The 14,032-nt window shown below is 44.7% G+C and carries 13 protein-coding genes and 2 pseudogenes; 9 read left to right on the top strand and 6 right to left on the bottom strand.

All coding sequences use genetic code 11. From position 1 onward, the window contains the following. Positions 1 to 9: 9 nt before the first annotated feature. Positions 10 to 1,407 carry an asparagine--tRNA ligase gene (gene asnS / locus AV939_RS08565; protein ID WP_057792877.1) on the bottom strand — a complete coding sequence of 466 codons (1,398 nt, stop codon included), beginning with the start codon at positions 1,405 to 1,407 and terminating at the stop codon, positions 10 to 12. Between the two features lie 293 nt (positions 1,408 to 1,700). Here asnS and AV939_RS08560 point away from each other — a divergent pair, with 293 nt between their 5' ends. Continuing rightward, positions 1,701 to 2,096, top strand: coding sequence for a hypothetical protein (locus AV939_RS08560; protein ID WP_057792875.1), 396 nt, complete (start codon positions 1,701 to 1,703; stop codon positions 2,094 to 2,096). Here the strand turns inward: AV939_RS08560 and AV939_RS08555 are convergent. Beyond that, positions 2,089 to 3,057: a calcium/sodium antiporter gene (locus AV939_RS08555; RefSeq protein ID WP_057792874.1), complete on the bottom strand. Its 969-nt coding sequence runs from the start codon at positions 3,055 to 3,057 to the stop codon at positions 2,089 to 2,091. The genes AV939_RS08560 and AV939_RS08555 overlap by 8 nt on opposite strands. A 338-nt stretch (positions 3,058 to 3,395) precedes the next feature. Between AV939_RS08555 and AV939_RS08550 the strand changes: the two genes are divergently transcribed. Beyond that, positions 3,396 to 4,895, top strand: a complete 1,500-nt coding sequence (locus tag AV939_RS08550; protein ID WP_057792872.1) for a RimK family protein — start codon at positions 3,396 to 3,398, stop codon at positions 4,893 to 4,895. A 2-nt stretch (positions 4,896 to 4,897) separates the two neighbouring features. Continuing rightward, positions 4,898 to 6,109 carry a GNAT family N-acetyltransferase/peptidase C39 family protein gene (locus AV939_RS08545; RefSeq protein WP_061997556.1) on the top strand — a complete coding sequence of 404 codons (1,212 nt, stop codon included), beginning with the start codon at positions 4,898 to 4,900 and terminating at the stop codon, positions 6,107 to 6,109. A 197-nt stretch (positions 6,110 to 6,306) separates the two neighbouring features. Here AV939_RS08545 and AV939_RS08540 read toward each other — a convergent pair whose 3' ends face one another. From AV939_RS08540 to bioA, 3 genes are all read right to left on the bottom strand, one after another. Further along, complete coding sequence (locus tag AV939_RS08540) at positions 6,307 to 6,588, bottom strand: hypothetical protein (protein WP_061997554.1); 282 nt, start codon at positions 6,586 to 6,588, stop codon at positions 6,307 to 6,309. 184 nt (positions 6,589 to 6,772) lie between these two features. Next, positions 6,773 to 7,294 (bottom strand): DUF2937 family protein, encoded by a 522-nt coding sequence (locus tag AV939_RS08535; protein ID WP_061997552.1) that lies wholly within the window; start codon positions 7,292 to 7,294, stop codon positions 6,773 to 6,775. Between the two features lie 129 nt (positions 7,295 to 7,423). Next, positions 7,424 to 8,701, bottom strand: a complete 1,278-nt coding sequence (bioA, locus tag AV939_RS08530) for an adenosylmethionine--8-amino-7-oxononanoate transaminase (RefSeq protein WP_061997551.1) — start codon at positions 8,699 to 8,701, stop codon at positions 7,424 to 7,426. Positions 8,702 to 8,799: 98 nt separating this feature from the next. Between bioA and bioB the strand changes: the two genes are divergently transcribed. From bioB to AV939_RS20490, 5 genes and pseudogenes are all read left to right on the top strand, one after another. Continuing rightward, a complete protein-coding gene (gene bioB, locus AV939_RS08525; protein ID WP_061997549.1) occupies positions 8,800 to 9,918 on the top strand; it encodes a biotin synthase BioB in 1,119 nt (372 codons plus the stop codon). Then, positions 9,918 to 11,186 carry an aminotransferase class I/II-fold pyridoxal phosphate-dependent enzyme gene (locus AV939_RS08520; protein WP_061997547.1) on the top strand — a complete coding sequence of 423 codons (1,269 nt, stop codon included), beginning with the start codon at positions 9,918 to 9,920 and terminating at the stop codon, positions 11,184 to 11,186. The genes bioB and AV939_RS08520 overlap by 1 nt, the downstream gene beginning before the upstream one ends. Beyond that, a complete protein-coding gene (locus tag AV939_RS08515) occupies positions 11,183 to 12,106 on the top strand; it encodes a methyltransferase domain-containing protein (RefSeq protein WP_061997542.1) in 924 nt (307 codons plus the stop codon). The genes AV939_RS08520 and AV939_RS08515 overlap by 4 nt, the downstream gene beginning before the upstream one ends. Continuing rightward, positions 12,103 to 12,717, top strand: a pseudogene (bioD, locus tag AV939_RS08510) (dethiobiotin synthase); the annotation flags it as partial. The gene AV939_RS08515 and the pseudogene bioD, both read left to right, overlap by 4 nt. Continuing rightward, on the top strand, positions 12,659 to 12,859 hold the full coding sequence (locus tag AV939_RS20490) for a hypothetical protein (RefSeq protein ID WP_439711309.1): 201 nt from the start codon (positions 12,659 to 12,661) through the stop codon (positions 12,857 to 12,859). The pseudogene bioD and the gene AV939_RS20490, both read left to right, overlap by 59 nt. Here AV939_RS20490 and pepE read toward each other — a convergent pair. Then, a pseudogene (pepE, locus tag AV939_RS08505) lies at positions 12,808 to 13,449 on the bottom strand (dipeptidase PepE); the annotation flags it as partial. The gene AV939_RS20490 and the pseudogene pepE overlap by 52 nt on opposite strands. Before the next feature lie 112 nt (positions 13,450 to 13,561). Here pepE and AV939_RS08500 point away from each other — a divergent pair. Then, complete coding sequence (locus tag AV939_RS08500) at positions 13,562 to 14,029, top strand: low molecular weight protein-tyrosine-phosphatase (protein ID WP_057792852.1); 468 nt, start codon at positions 13,562 to 13,564, stop codon at positions 14,027 to 14,029. Positions 14,030 to 14,032: the final 3 nt, after the last annotated feature.

The following is a 14,032-nucleotide window of genomic DNA, read 5'->3' as shown; positions in this document are numbered from 1 at the left end:
AACCGCAATTTAGAAGCTAGCGTTACCTGGTGTGCGTGGGAATGGAATAACATCACGCACGTTTTGCATACCAGTAACATAAGCGACTAAGCGCTCGAAACCTAGTCCGAAGCCAGAGTGCGGTACGGTGCCATAACGGCGAAGGTCGCGATACCATGCATAGTCTTCTTTCGACAATTCCATTTCTTCCAAACGGGCGTCAAAAACATCAAGGCGTTCTTCACGCTGCGAACCACCAATAATCTCACCAATACCTGGTGCAAGTACGTCCATAGCGGCAACGGTTTTGCCGTCGTCGTTAATACGCATATAGAATGCTTTAATATCCTTAGGATAGTTTTGCATAATGATAGGTGCACCAACGTGTTCTTCGGCTAAATAGCGCTCATGCTCTGAAGACAAATCAATTCCCCACTCAACAGGAAATTCAAAGGTTTTGCCGCAGTTTTGTAAAATGTCGATTGCGTCTGTGTAGTCCATGCGAACAAAGTCAGAACTCACTAACTTTTCTAAGCGTTCAACAGCATCTTTTTTAATACGTTGAGCAAAGAAGTTCATGTCATCTGGCAGTTCATCAAGCACGGCTTTACACACATATTTCAGCATGTCTTCAGCTAACTGAGCAATATCGCTCAAATCAGCAAAGGCAACTTCCGGCTCAATCATCCAGAACTCAGCCAAGTGGCGAGAGGTGTTTGAGTTTTCTGCGCGGAAAGTAGGCCCAAAGGTATAAACCTTAGACATGGCTGTACAATAGGTTTCAACGTTTAACTGACCCGAAACGGTAAGGTAGGTTTCTTTACCGAAGAAATCTTCTGAGTAATCAACGTTACCTTTGTCGTCTAATGGCAGGTTCATCATATCTAATGTAGATACGCGGAACATTTCACCAGCGCCTTCTGTGTCACTTGCCGTTAAAATTGGGGTAGATACCCAAAAATGGCCGCGCTCATGGAAGAAGCGATGAATGGCTTGTGATAGACAGTTACGCACACGCGTTACCGCACCAATTACATTAGTACGAGGGCGCAGGTGAGCGTATTCTCTTAAGTACTCGATACTGTGTCGCTTCGCTGACATTGGGTAAGTATCTGGATTTTCTACCCAGCCTAATACCTCAACCTCAGTTGCTTCAATTTCTACCGATTGGCCTTGGCCCTGAGAGGCTTTTACTACACCAGTTACCGATAGTGAGCAGCTTGCTGTTAAACGCTGTACGTCAGCGTAATTTGACAGAGAACTCAGTGCTACCACTTGAATAGGGTCAAAGCAACTACCATCGTGTAGTGCTATAAAAGATAACCCAGCCTTAGAGTCGCGGCGTGTTCTTACCCAACCTTTAACGGTTACCGATTCGCCAACTGCGTACTTACCTTTAAGTACGTCGACAACGGGCGCATGCGTCATGTTAATTTCTCCGTCTCACTGATTTATGCTGTTTTGTGTCATTGTTCCACAAGCAACAACAATGTGCATTTGCACTAATAATGGTTTTTACGTCAATCTTTTGGATTTTCTGCCGATAATTCAGCATGTTTTAGAATTTTCATCCTGAAAAAGCGAGATAGCACCTAGTCATTTCAAAAACGCGAGAATGGCGTTTACAAAAAGACTAAAAATAAATACCGCTAATCACGCATAATCCAATAGCACGCTAGTATACTCAACCTAAAGCGGGATGCCAGAGAACAGAGTGACAAATGGGAAATAAATATAATCCGTACGGTGTTGAAGAGCGACGTTCAAGGCCTAGAACCGAAACAAATTTCTTTCGCGTGATGCTGGCTCTCAATGTAATAGGTTGGTTGGCACTAGTAGTAACCTTGGTTCTATTTCATTTTGCTCGCCCCGACTTTATCAGCGGTGTTCAAGAATACTGGGGCATTGAAGGCGACACAGGGTGGTCGGCTGAATATGTAAAAGCCATGCAAATCATGCTGCAAGTATGTTTGTTGGTAAGTTTGGTTAGTATTGTAATGCGCGCCCGCCGCAGCAGGCGGCAGGGCGATCAGTTTGGTTTTAATTTATTCGTATTGGCCAGCATAGCTGTTATTAGCCTTATTACGCTGGCCACTACCATGGGAGCCGCTACATAAAGGCGATGCTAATGAGCCAATAAGTGTAAATGGCGTAAGCTGCCACAAATGCCCCTCCTTCTACTCGGTTTAAGCGCCCTTGACGCTTGTAGCCAATGCAAAATACAAACAGTGCTATTGTAGCTGCCAACATTACGACAACATCGCGATATAAGAAGTCAGCACTTACCGACATAGGCTGAATAGTACCTGCAATACCTACCACGGCGAGGGTGTTGAACATATTCGAGCCAATAACATTTCCCAAGGCCAAATCGTGCTCACCTTTTTTCACTGCGATAAGCGATGAAGCAAGTTCAGGCAACGACGTACCAATTGCAATAACCGTTAAGCCAATAATAGTATCGCTAACGCCAAAGAAGGTGGCTACTTCAACAGCACCCCACACTAACATACGAGAGCTGGCTACTAGCAAGAGTAGGCCCGTAAGAAGCCATACTATATGGGTTTTGATTGTACCTTCAGATGCATTTATTTCCTCACTGTATTCATCGGCTAGTTTGTCTTTACTGCCTTGCATCCCATGCCAAATACTCCATGAAATAAGCAGTACAAACAGGCCAAGTAATGAGAAAGCATCATCCTTTGATACCGATTGGTCTAGCACCTGCCAAGAAGCGAAAAAGGTAATACCCAGTAATACAGGAATTTCCTTTTTAATAATGTTCGATTTAACCGCTATAGGGCTGATAAGTGCGGTTAATCCTAAAATAAGCAGTATGTTAGCAATGTTCGAGCCGTAGGCATTACCTAAAGCAATACCTGAATTACCTTGAATGGCAGCGAAGATAGAGACAATGATTTCAGGGGCTGATGTTCCAAAACCAATAATCAGCATACCAATAAGAAGCGGGGACACGCCAAAGTGATTGGCAACGGATGCCGCGCCACCCACAAATTTCCCTGCACTCCATAGCAAAACCGGCAGCCCAATAAGAATGGCTAAACTGGCTAATAACATACAATCTCCTACTTGTTTCTCTGAAATCTACTCGCAGTATAAATTATAAAAAGTTAAGTAAAAACAACAGTATTCTTAGGCTGTTTCCTTGTTTTAGCTGAGCTTCAATCACCGTCTAGCGCTTTTAGCGAGCGACTGCGCTTCGCCATAAATAACCCTGCGAGATAGATTAGTTTTCGTTGTCTTAACGATGAAAAAAAGCCGTGCTCAATTCACTTTGCAATTTTCACTTTCGGCGTAAACTTAGCGCCATTCTTACTTGAGTAGTGGTGAGCATTATTCTTAATGCCGCACTTCTCGAATTGTAACTTACTTAATATTATTTAGAAGCGAATTACATGCACAATACGTTGATTGTGGCTGACGATGTTACGCCATTTAGCGAAACAGCGTTAACGGTACTTACCTTTCAAGATTACTTGGCGGAGTTTCCGAAACTTAATGAACCGAAAATACGGGTAATAAACCTGTGTGACACTACCCGCTATTTAAGCCAAGGGTATTACTGTTCATTGTTGGCGCAGGCGCGTAATCATTTGGTATTACCCGGCGTAAATACCATTAACGACCTTCGACTAGCAGAAGCACGTAGTGTAGATAGACTACCTTTTGCGTTGTCGTTACCCGTTGATGAAGTTGATATTCCTGCTTCGCCTTTATTGGTACTTTTTGGTGAAGTTAAAGATCAGCGTTTTAAGCGAGTTGCCCGTCAAGCGTTTGAAAAGTATCCATGTCCGATTTTACTACTTACCCTGACAGCGACTGATTCCCATGCGAACAAGAAGATCAGTAAAAAAGTAAGTGGCAAACACAACGTAGTTGGCTTTGCTGATATTGCGGCTAAGCCTTTTACTGCGCTAGATAGCAAACAACAGCAGTTGTGTATTGCTCAGTTAGAAAGCTACACCACGAAACAATGGCGTGCCTCTAAAGCAAGTAAACGCACTCGTTGGGATATGGCTATTTTAGTTAATCCTGATGAGTCGACGCCACCTAGCGACGAAAAAGCGATTCGCCACTTTGTAAAAGCGGCTGAAAAGGTGGGATTTAGAGCCAATGTGGTTTCACGTTTATCGCCTGAAGATTTGGGACACTATGACGCGTTATTTATTCGTGAAACTACGGCAATAGACCATCACACCTATCGTTTAGCCAGAGCGGCTGAGCGAGAAGGGGTGATAGTGATGGATGATACCCAGTCTATATTGCGCTGTTGCAACAAAGTGTTTTTACAAGATGCTTTTACGTATCAAAAAGTACCGGCACCGAAAGCTATGTTTGTGTCGAATTCTGATGATGAAACCTGCGATAAGCTTATAGAGGAGTTTGGCTTACCTTTGGTACTGAAGTTACCGGAAAGCTCGTTTTCTCGTGGTGTGCACAAAGCAGAAAACCGTGATGTGTTAAAAGCACGCTTGGTTGAAATGTTGGCTGAATCAGCCTTAGTGCTGGTTCAAGAATACATCTTTACCGAGTTTGATTGGCGTATTGGTATGTTAGGCGGTAAGCCGATTTATGCCTGTCAGTATTTTATGGCGCGTAACCATTGGCAAATATATCACCATCAAGGTGAGCGTTTTTCATCCGGTGGCTTTACAACAATGCCAACCTTTGAAGTACCAAAGCCAGTGCTACAGGCAGCAATTAAAGCAGCAAAAGTAGTGGGTGATGGCTTATACGGCGTAGACATCAAGCATTCTGGCAATCAGGTATACGTGATTGAAGTTAACGATAATCCAAGTATCGATGCTGGGGTGGAAGACAAATATTTGGGCAAAGCCTTGTATGAGTTAATTATGCAGGAGTTTGCTGACAGACTAGAGCGACGAGGTCGATAAGCATGAAAGGTGCACTTGCGTTTGAAAGCAGTGGGCTGGCGCCTGAATATAAAGGTGATCGTGAGGCTGAAATGAATACAGCTAAAACCATTCAGTTGAGAAAAGCCACGTTAGAGGATGTGAAACAAATACAGCACATCGAAAACACGTGTTTTAAAAGCGATAAGCTGAATGTTCGTCGCTTTCGATTTTACGTTACGGCTAAACATGCTGAATTTTATATTGCCGAGCACCACACCGCACAAGGAATTACCCTAGCGGGTTATGGATTATTGTTACTTCGTAGAGGCACGCAACTCACCCGGCTGTATTCAATTGCGGTGTTACCAGAAGCCCGTGGTTTGGGAATAGCTGAAAAGTTAATAACAATATTAGGGGAGCAGGCGTTAGCCAAGGGAAAGCGCTTTATGCGCCTAGAAGTGTCTGCGGACAATAAGGGCGCTATTTCACTTTACCAACGGCTAGGTTTTAAACAGTTTGGTATGTACGTTGATTATTACGACGACCACTCAAACGCGTTACGTATGCAGAAGGTATTGGTGTCATCGAAAGCCATGTCTCATGCTATATACCCTTGGTATCAGCAAACGACTGAATTTACTTGCGGGCCATCGGCATTAATGATGGCCATGTGTTCATTGCAAAAAAAATGCGAAATGAACCAGCAAAAAGAATTGGCGATTTGGCGTACAGCGACCACAATATTTATGACGTCAGGCCATGGTGGCTGCCACCCTATTGGGTTGGCGTTGGCGGCGCAAATCGAAGGGTTTACCGCAGAGGTGTTAATAAACCAGCCTTTGCCGTTATTTGTAGATGGCGTAAGAAGTGAGCATAAAAAACATATTGTTGGGCAAGTAGAAGCAGACTTTTTGCATCAGGCGCAAAAAAGTAAAATGGCTATTACTACCGAAGAGTGGCGAGTAGATACCATTGAGCAAGCGCTAGATGCTGGCAAAGCGGTGGTGTGCCTAATAAGCACTTATGCATTTGATAAGAAAAAAGCACCACATTGGGTGGCTATTACCAGTTACGATGAGCAATGTTTTTATTTGCACGATCCGGATGCTGACGATGGCGATAGTCAAAACGAGAGTCAGCGTGTTGAATTTCAACACATTCCGGTGGCACGAGACGACTTTGTTCGTTTAGCCAGTTACGGTACACGTAAAGTCCGCACACTGGTGCTGCTGTCTACAAAAGCTGCTATCTAGAGAACTGCTCGTTAAAGAATCGCTGCTTGAAAACTTATTTCTAAAGCCTCTGTAACTATACAGGAGTAACTGAGTAGCCAAGATTGTACTAACAATAAAAGGCGCGGTTTTTTCATAAAGCCAAGGAACGCAAACTTAAGGTCGACTTAAAAAGCCTAAGTTTAAAAGCCTTGAGTTAGGAAAACGAAGCGCCTTTATTAGTGCCTTACCTGTGCAATCGTTACTTCTTCATTCAACGCGTTCAAGCGGCTAACTAAACCTGATAGTTCTTTAACTGAACCAGAGTAGGCGAGGTGCTTGCTGGTATGTTGGCCTTTTACCGCAGATTTAAAAATGGCTGTGCTTTCGAAGCAGGCTGTTTTCTTGTCAAGTGCGTCCCACTCGGTCTGAAGCTCAGTGGGAATGCAATGACGTTTTGCACTAATTTTGTCTTTTATTTGCAACACTTTCCCAATAAGTAATTGTGCGTCAGTAGGCATGATTATTCTTCCTTACTATTTAACTAACTATAATATTTACGTTTTTTTGTAATTGGCGCGATATTTTTACGCTAAATAAAGAAAACTCGTATTAAGGTTATTGCATGGAAAGTGCCAAATTTGCATAGAAGTTATTCAAAGCGCATTTTGGGCTGGGAAGGGGGCAGGCTACAAGCCAAGCACATTAGCGATAGCTAGCGTGCTGAGGCTTGTGCTTCAAGTGCCTAACTTGGCAATAGCAAAGATAAGGGCTCCACAATAATAAATTAATCAGTAAAGCAGTAATAAAGCTGAAAATAATTGATGATGGGGTAAGTGGCACCGAAGGGCTGAAATTGCCTAATACCTTCTGCAGCGTAGGCGCATTTGATGGAGTAACCATATACCAAGCTTTTTCATAATAATGGCCGTGCTCAAGAGTCTTGATCCCTTGTTCTATATGGCTAAGCTTGGTGAAAAGCGTTGATTTACGTTCTGCATCTGCGCGTACTACAGCTTCACTATTTTGCTTTAACGCATTTAACATAGCGCCTACCGATGCGTAGCCATGTTGCGCTGCTAACGCCGACATGGCAGAAACCTCTTCGCGGGTGGCATCGTAATAGCCGCTCAAATACTGGCGATAGTGGTCGGCTAAAATAGGAACCTGTAGTGCTGCAACAAATAGGGTTGCGAAAACGACTTTATCAAAAATGCGTGTAAACATATAAATGACTGACCTAGAGTTATTTTTCAGCGATTAAGCGGCGTAGAAATTACGTTAGACCAGTCAAAACATACCTTTTTACCCTACATTTATATCTCGTTTTTCGCCTTGCCCTTATACCTTGTTTCCTTACCTTAAAGCCTGGCTAAGATAGGTATAAATAGCGTGGGTGAGTTTGCTCAGCTGGTCTGGGCTAATAATGTACGGAGGCATAATATATACCAGCTTACCAAAAGGCCTTATCCACACGCCTTGTTTAACAAAATGACGCTGAATATCGGCCACGTTCACAGGGTGTACAGTTTCAACCACACCTATTGCACCTAGCACTCTAACATCGGCTACAGTCGGTAAACTGGCACATTTTGACAGCTCAGTGTGTAATTGTTTCTCAATGGCAGGGATTTGTTGCTGCCAGTGATTTTCGTTTATTAATGACAAACTGGCATTAGCCACAGCACAAGCTAGAGGGTTACCCATATACGTTGGGCCGTGCATGAATACACCGGGCGAGCCTTGGCAGACACCTAACGCCACGTCTTCAGTACATAAGGTGGCCGCTAAGGTCATATATCCGCCGGTAATGGCTTTACCTAAACACATGATATCGGGTGAAATGCCCGCATGCTCACAGGCGAATAGCTTGCCCGTTCGTCCAAATCCAGTCGCAATTTCGTCGCAAATTAGCAGTACATCGTAGTTATCGCAAAGTTGGCGGCAGCGTTTTAAATATTCAGGGTGATAAATGCGCATACCACCCGCACCTTGAACAACGGGCTCTAGTATCAGCGCCGCCATTTCTTGGTGATGTTTTTCGAACAGTTCGGCTAAAGGTAAAATGTCGTCTTCACTGAACGTCTGGCCGAAACGGGTTTGCGGAGCAGGGGCAAAAAGCTGTTTGCTAAGTACACTTTCAAACAAGCTGTGCATACCGTTTACTGGATCACAAACCGACATAGCCGCAAAAGTATCGCCATGATAGCCATTGCGAGGCGCTACAATGCGCGATTTTTCGGGGCGGCCTTGGCAAGCCCAATACTGAATGGCCATCTTAATCGCCACTTCTACTGAAACCGAACCAGAGTCGGCTAAAAACACCCGTTCAAGACCGTCAGGTACCATTTCTAATAGTGTGCGGCATAAATCTACAGCTGGCTGGTGGGTAATACCGCCAAACATAACGTGAGAAAAAGCGTCAATTTGGCTGTGCGCCGCTTGGTTTAATACAGGGTGGCTGTAACCATGAATAGCCGCCCACCAGCTTGACATGCCATCAACCAATACCTCGCCGGTTGATAGGGTAAGCTCAACCCCTTTAGCGCCAACCACTTCATAGCAAGGCAGTGGGTTCGTTGCTGAGGTGTAGGGGTGCCAAATGTGTTTTTTATCAAAATCTATATTGTTCAAAATTCAACCGTTAGTAAAGCTTTTGAAATGGTCAGAGTTGACAACTCGTGTTTGGAGCATAGACTAAGCCAGCATTCTTAATTAGTAAAGGACAGTCAATGACTCTGGCTTTCGCGCCTGACGCGCAAAATAATACAATTCGTCACGATTGGTCACAAGCCGAAGTAGAGGCGCTTTATGCCTTGCCATTTAACGACTTGCTGTTTCAAGCACAAGTGGTTCACAGACAACACTTCAATCCAAACGAAGTACAAGTAAGCACCTTGTTGTCGATTAAAACCGGTGCATGCCCGGAAGACTGTAAATACTGTCCACAAAGTGCGCGTTACGACACGGGCTTAGAAAAAGAGCGTTTGCTTGAAATCGAAAAAGTGATTGAGCGTGCCAAAGAAGCCAAGCAAGTGGGCTCTACCCGTTTTTGTATGGGGGCCGCATGGCGTAACCCACGTGACAGAGACATGCCTTATATTGTAAAAATGGTGGAAGAGGTTAAACAACTTGGCCTTGAAACCTGCATGACCCTTGGTATGTTAACCCGCGATCAAGCGGTAGCCCTCAAGCAGGCTGGTCTAGATTATTACAACCATAACCTTGATACCTCGCCTGAATACTATGGCGATATTATTACCACTCGTACCTATCAAGACAGACTAAATACCCTTGAAAATGTACGTGCAGCGGGCATGAATGTGTGTTCTGGCGGTATTGTAGGTATGGGCGAAACCGCAGGCGACAGAGCCAGCTTGCTAATCCAATTAGCAAGCTTGCCTGAGCAGCCGCAAAGTGTACCTATTAACATGTTGGTTAAAGTTAAAGGTACGCCTCTAGCCAGTTTAGAAGATTTAGATTACTTCGAGTTTATTCGCACTATTGCGGTAGCCCGTATCATGATGCCTAAATCTCACGTGCGTTTATCGGCAGGTCGCGAAGCCATGAATGAACAGATGCAAGCACTATGCTTTATGGCCGGTGCGAACTCAATTTTCTACGGTTGTAAACTGCTTACTACGTCTAACCCTGATACCCACGAAGACGTCATACTGTTTAAAAAGTTAGGCATAAACACAGAACGTACTCGCGATTTTTCTGATGAAGCGCATCAGCAAGTATTAGAAGAAGAAATTGCGCAGCAACAAGAACAAGGTTCTGATGCTAGCGATTTATTTTACGATGCTAGCGCGCCGCGTAAACAAAAACAGCAGCCCGCGGAGGCATAATGGCCTTCGATTGGCTTGAAGCCCGCTTAGCCGAGCGGGCTCAGCAAGGATACTTGCGACAGCGAGTATGTCAGCAGTACGAAAAAGACAACATCATCTGCATTGATGGTGAGCACTATTTAAATTTTGCCAGTAATGATTACCTTGGTATGCGTCACCATGAAGGCGTATTGCAAAGCTGGGTAGAAGGCTTGGCACAATTTGGTGGTGGCAGCGGCGCCTCGCCCTTGGTCACCGGTCATACCCAAGCGCATTTAGCGCTAGAGGCTTACATTGCCGACGGTCTAAACCGAGAAGCCGCATTGTTGTTTAATTCGGGGTTCGCGGCTAACCAGGCATTATGCATGGCGCTATTTAGTGGTGCTCATAATCAAGGCGCTAATAATCAAAGTGCTAGTAATCAACCCCCAAGTGCCGCGGCCAGCATTAAACATTCCGGTGAAATTTTTGCAGACCGGCTTATGCATGCCTCCTTCCTTGAAGGTGCTATGGCAACCAAAGCCAAGCTGCGTCGCTTTAGGCACAACGATTTAGCTCACCTATCCAATTTATTAGAAAAGGTTGATACCAACAGTAACAGTGACAAGTTGGTCGTCACTGAGGGGGTATTCAGTATGGACGGCGACAGCGCCCCCCTTCGTGATATGGCGGGTATAGCGAAGCAACACAACGCATGGCTGATGGTAGACGATGCACACGGCATGGGCGTATTAGGTGAAAACGGATTAGGTAGCATTGAAGCGCAAGCGTTATCTCAATCAGATGCACCCATAGTGATGGGCACCTTTGGTAAAGCCGTAGGAACCGCAGGCGCGTTTATTGCTGGAAGCCAAGCGCTAATTGATTACCTAGTAAATTTTGCCAAGCATTACGTGTACTCCACGGCCATGCCGCCAGCCCAGGCAGTAGCAACCTTGTATTCACTGACGCACATTGCTGCAGATAGCAGTCGGACAGACGCGTTGAATTACAATGTTGCGTATTTTCGCGAACGCTTTAGCGCCCAAATTGGGGATGATCGAAATGGCGATTTACAACTTGCGAATTCAAATAGCGCAATACAGCCCATTATTGTAGGCAGCCCTAAACGCGCGTTAGCATTAAGTGATGCCCTTAAAGCGCGTGGCATATGGATACCTGCTATTCGCTATCCTACAGTACCGAAAGGGGAGGACCGATTGCGTATTACCCTAAGCGCTACCCATACCCAGCAAGACATAGATGTACTTGTTGATGCTATTGCCCTTGCGATGGAGTCGATAGCATGAGTCCGCAATTTTTCGCTAAACAAGTGCCTAAGCAGCTTTCCCAAGAGCTCATGCAAGAGCCCATTCAAGAGCTAACACAGCAGCTTTGCCACCAAGGCGCTGTTGCAGTCCATTTAGATGCCCATTCCAATCTTGAATTAGCCCTTCAATCAGAAAGCGGAATAAGTGAAGCGGTTGTTGCGAAGCAATTTTCAAAAGCCGCAAATAAGTACGATAACGAAGCACATATTCAGCGCGAAATTGCGCAGGCAGGGTTAAACAATTTACCTAACGCCCTGCACGGCGAACTACTTGATATTGGCTGTGCTACGGGAACTCATAGCCACACGTTACAGCAACGTGGCGCAAACGTTATGGGGTTAGATATTGCGCCAGGTATGGTGCATATAGCACAAGCTCGCTTCCCTGATGTTGATTTCAAACAAGGTTCAGCACAGTCGTTACCGTTCGAAAGTAGTAGCTTCAGTTCTGTTTTTTCTTCTATGGCATTGCAGTGGTGTAACAGCCCACAAACAGTAGCCAGCGAAATTTACCGCGTACTTAAGCCTTCAGGTATGGCAGAAATTGCCATAATGGTTAGTGGTTCTTTTGCTGAACTTCATAAAGCGAGAAGTATTGCTCAATTACCTGCTGCGGTAACAAGTTTGCCCGAAGCACAGTTGTGGCTTAATTCGTTCCTTGGGGCAGGGCTGCGGGTTAGCCGCCTTATCAATAGAGATTATGTTGATGAGCACCAAGATGTACTTTCCTTGCTTCGTTCAATCAAAAACGTAGGGGCAGGAGCTACAGGAGCTAAGCAGCAATCGCTGTCACGTAGTGATATTAAGAAGTTATCGTTAGCCTATAAAAATATTAGTGCTGTCGATGGCGTGCTACCGCTTACTTACAAAGTGTGTCATTTCAGATTAGAGAAACCATGAAGCAGTATTTCATTACCGGAACCGATACCGAAGTAGGTAAAACCTACGTTACCTGTCACCTACTAAAAGCCGCTGAAAGCTTTGAAAAAACAAGTTTGGGTTACAAACCTATTTCGGCAGGCTGTGAAAAAGTGGGCAACGACTGGATAAACGAAGATGCATCAGAAATTCAACAAGCAAGCAGCATTAAGCTTCCTATCAGTACCATCAATCCTATTGCTTTTTTACCACCCATTGCACCGCACATAGCCGCAAAAGAGGCGGGGGTTGAATTAACGAGTAATGCAGTGATTGAAGGACTGGTTCGCCTGCAACAAGAAACACCAGATCTTCTATTAATGGAAGGAGCAGGAGGCTGGCGATTACCGTTAACCGATACGCTGTTTCTGTCAGATGTAGTGAGCGAGCTAAAAATGGATGTTATTTTAGTAGTGGGTATGAAGCTAGGCTGCTTAAACCATGCACTGCTCACCGCGCAAGCTATTCAAAACGACGGGCTAAATATTGTAGGTTGGGTAGCTAACGATATCACCGGTAGTATGTCTCGATACGATGACAATTTGGCTACGCTTAAAAATGCTATGCCAGCACCGTTATTGCTGGAAGTGCCTTTTTCAAGCGCGCCAAGTTCAGAAGCACTACAAACTGCTATTCAGAAGCTCTGTTAAATCATCATTAGGCGCGATTAGGCGCTTTTCATCACCTAAAAAGATAAACCCGCCTTTTTCACCCACTAGCGTTAACTTCTGCTGAGACAAAGAAAGGGCGGTTCCTTCACGAATGGCCACAACAGGTGTGCTGGGATTTAACACTGTAAACTCGGCGAGTCGTTGGTCTCGCGTTTCGCCATTGTGACCAGGCGGATGATAATCGCTGTAGTGCGGATTCAACTGAAAAGGCACTACATTCAGCGCATTAAAGCTTTTCGGCTCAACAATTGGCATATCATTGGTTGTTCGAATGCTTTGCCCGCAAATGTTAGAGCCTGCACTCCAGCCAATATAGGGTGTACCTTCTGAAATAGCGTGTTGAAGTGATACCAACAAGTTTTGTTGGTATATAGTATGCATCAGATGGAAGGTATTTCCGCCGCCTACTACTATAGCTTGATTGTTTACCTTTGCATTATTGATAGCCTGTATAGGGTTATCAAAAGTATGAAGCCCTGTCACATTACATTCTGGCAAGGCTGAAGCGACTGCCGACACATAGTTGTCGTAGCTTTGTGTCACTGCTGCGTAAGGAATAAATAGTAGGTCGCGAATGCTACCTAAGTGTGCAAGAATAAGGCTTCTCGCATGTTCAAGGTACGCTTCGTCGCCCTGACGAGAACTACTTAACATTAATACATGTGCGGTCATTACTGCTCCACAATTTTTTTAAACGGCGTTATTTACGTAAAAGTTAACATAAAGTTTAGCTTAGTGCCGTTATTGGTTTTAAAGGAATTTTTATATGGGTCAGAACACATCGGTGTTATTCGTGTGCTTGGGTAACATTTGCCGTTCACCTACGGCCGAAGCTGTGTTTATTCGCAAAGCGGCTGATGCAGGGTTAAAACTAGACATAGACTCTGCCGGAACCCATGGATATCACATTGGTAAACAACCAGATAAACGCTCGCAAGCGGTTGGCGTAGAGCGAGGTTATAGCTTTAAAGGCTTAAAGTGCCGACGAGTCGATGACAAAGATTTCGAAAAGTACGACTATATTCTGGCAATGGATAACAGCAATTTAGACAATCTACGTGAAATGTCCGCGCCGGAACACCACGAAAAAATCCACTTGTTTCTAGACTTCGCTAACAGTGAAGATAAAGAAGTTCCAGACCCATATTATGGCGGAAAACGGGGTTTTGAATTAGTGTTAGACTTAATAGAAGAGGCCTCTGATGGGCTGATTGCACATATTCAACAGAGCTAAGCT

Source organism: Alteromonas sp. Mac1 (genome assembly GCF_001562125.1).
Lineage (GTDB): Bacteria > Pseudomonadota > Gammaproteobacteria > Enterobacterales > Alteromonadaceae > Alteromonas > Alteromonas stellipolaris.
This window is presented reverse-complemented; position numbering and strand designations above follow the sequence as displayed.

Excerpts from the sequence above, each read along its gene's own strand:
- AV939_RS08540 (WP_061997554.1), bottom strand. The coding sequence starts at position 6,588 with ATGCCTACTGACGCACAATTACTTATTGGGAAAGTGTTGCAAATAAAA.
- AV939_RS08515 (WP_061997542.1), top strand. The coding sequence starts at position 11,183 with ATGAGTCCGCAATTTTTCGCTAAACAAGTGCCTAAGCAGCTTTCCCAA.
- AV939_RS08560 (WP_057792875.1), top strand. The coding sequence starts at position 1,701 with ATGGGAAATAAATATAATCCGTACGGTGTTGAAGAGCGACGTTCAAGG.
- AV939_RS20490 (WP_439711309.1), top strand. The coding sequence starts at position 12,659 with ATGACAATTTGGCTACGCTTAAAAATGCTATGCCAGCACCGTTATTGC.
- AV939_RS08550 (WP_057792872.1), top strand. The coding sequence starts at position 3,396 with ATGCACAATACGTTGATTGTGGCTGACGATGTTACGCCATTTAGCGAA.
- AV939_RS08545 (WP_061997556.1), top strand. The coding sequence starts at position 4,898 with ATGAAAGGTGCACTTGCGTTTGAAAGCAGTGGGCTGGCGCCTGAATAT.
- asnS (WP_057792877.1), bottom strand. The coding sequence starts at position 1,407 with ATGACGCATGCGCCCGTTGTCGACGTACTTAAAGGTAAGTACGCAGTT.
- AV939_RS08555 (WP_057792874.1), bottom strand. The coding sequence starts at position 3,057 with ATGTTATTAGCCAGTTTAGCCATTCTTATTGGGCTGCCGGTTTTGCTA.
- bioB (WP_061997549.1), top strand. The coding sequence starts at position 8,800 with ATGACTCTGGCTTTCGCGCCTGACGCGCAAAATAATACAATTCGTCAC.
- AV939_RS08535 (WP_061997552.1), bottom strand. The coding sequence starts at position 7,294 with ATGTTTACACGCATTTTTGATAAAGTCGTTTTCGCAACCCTATTTGTT.
- AV939_RS08500 (WP_057792852.1), top strand. The coding sequence starts at position 13,562 with ATGGGTCAGAACACATCGGTGTTATTCGTGTGCTTGGGTAACATTTGC.
- AV939_RS08520 (WP_061997547.1), top strand. The coding sequence starts at position 9,918 with ATGGCCTTCGATTGGCTTGAAGCCCGCTTAGCCGAGCGGGCTCAGCAA.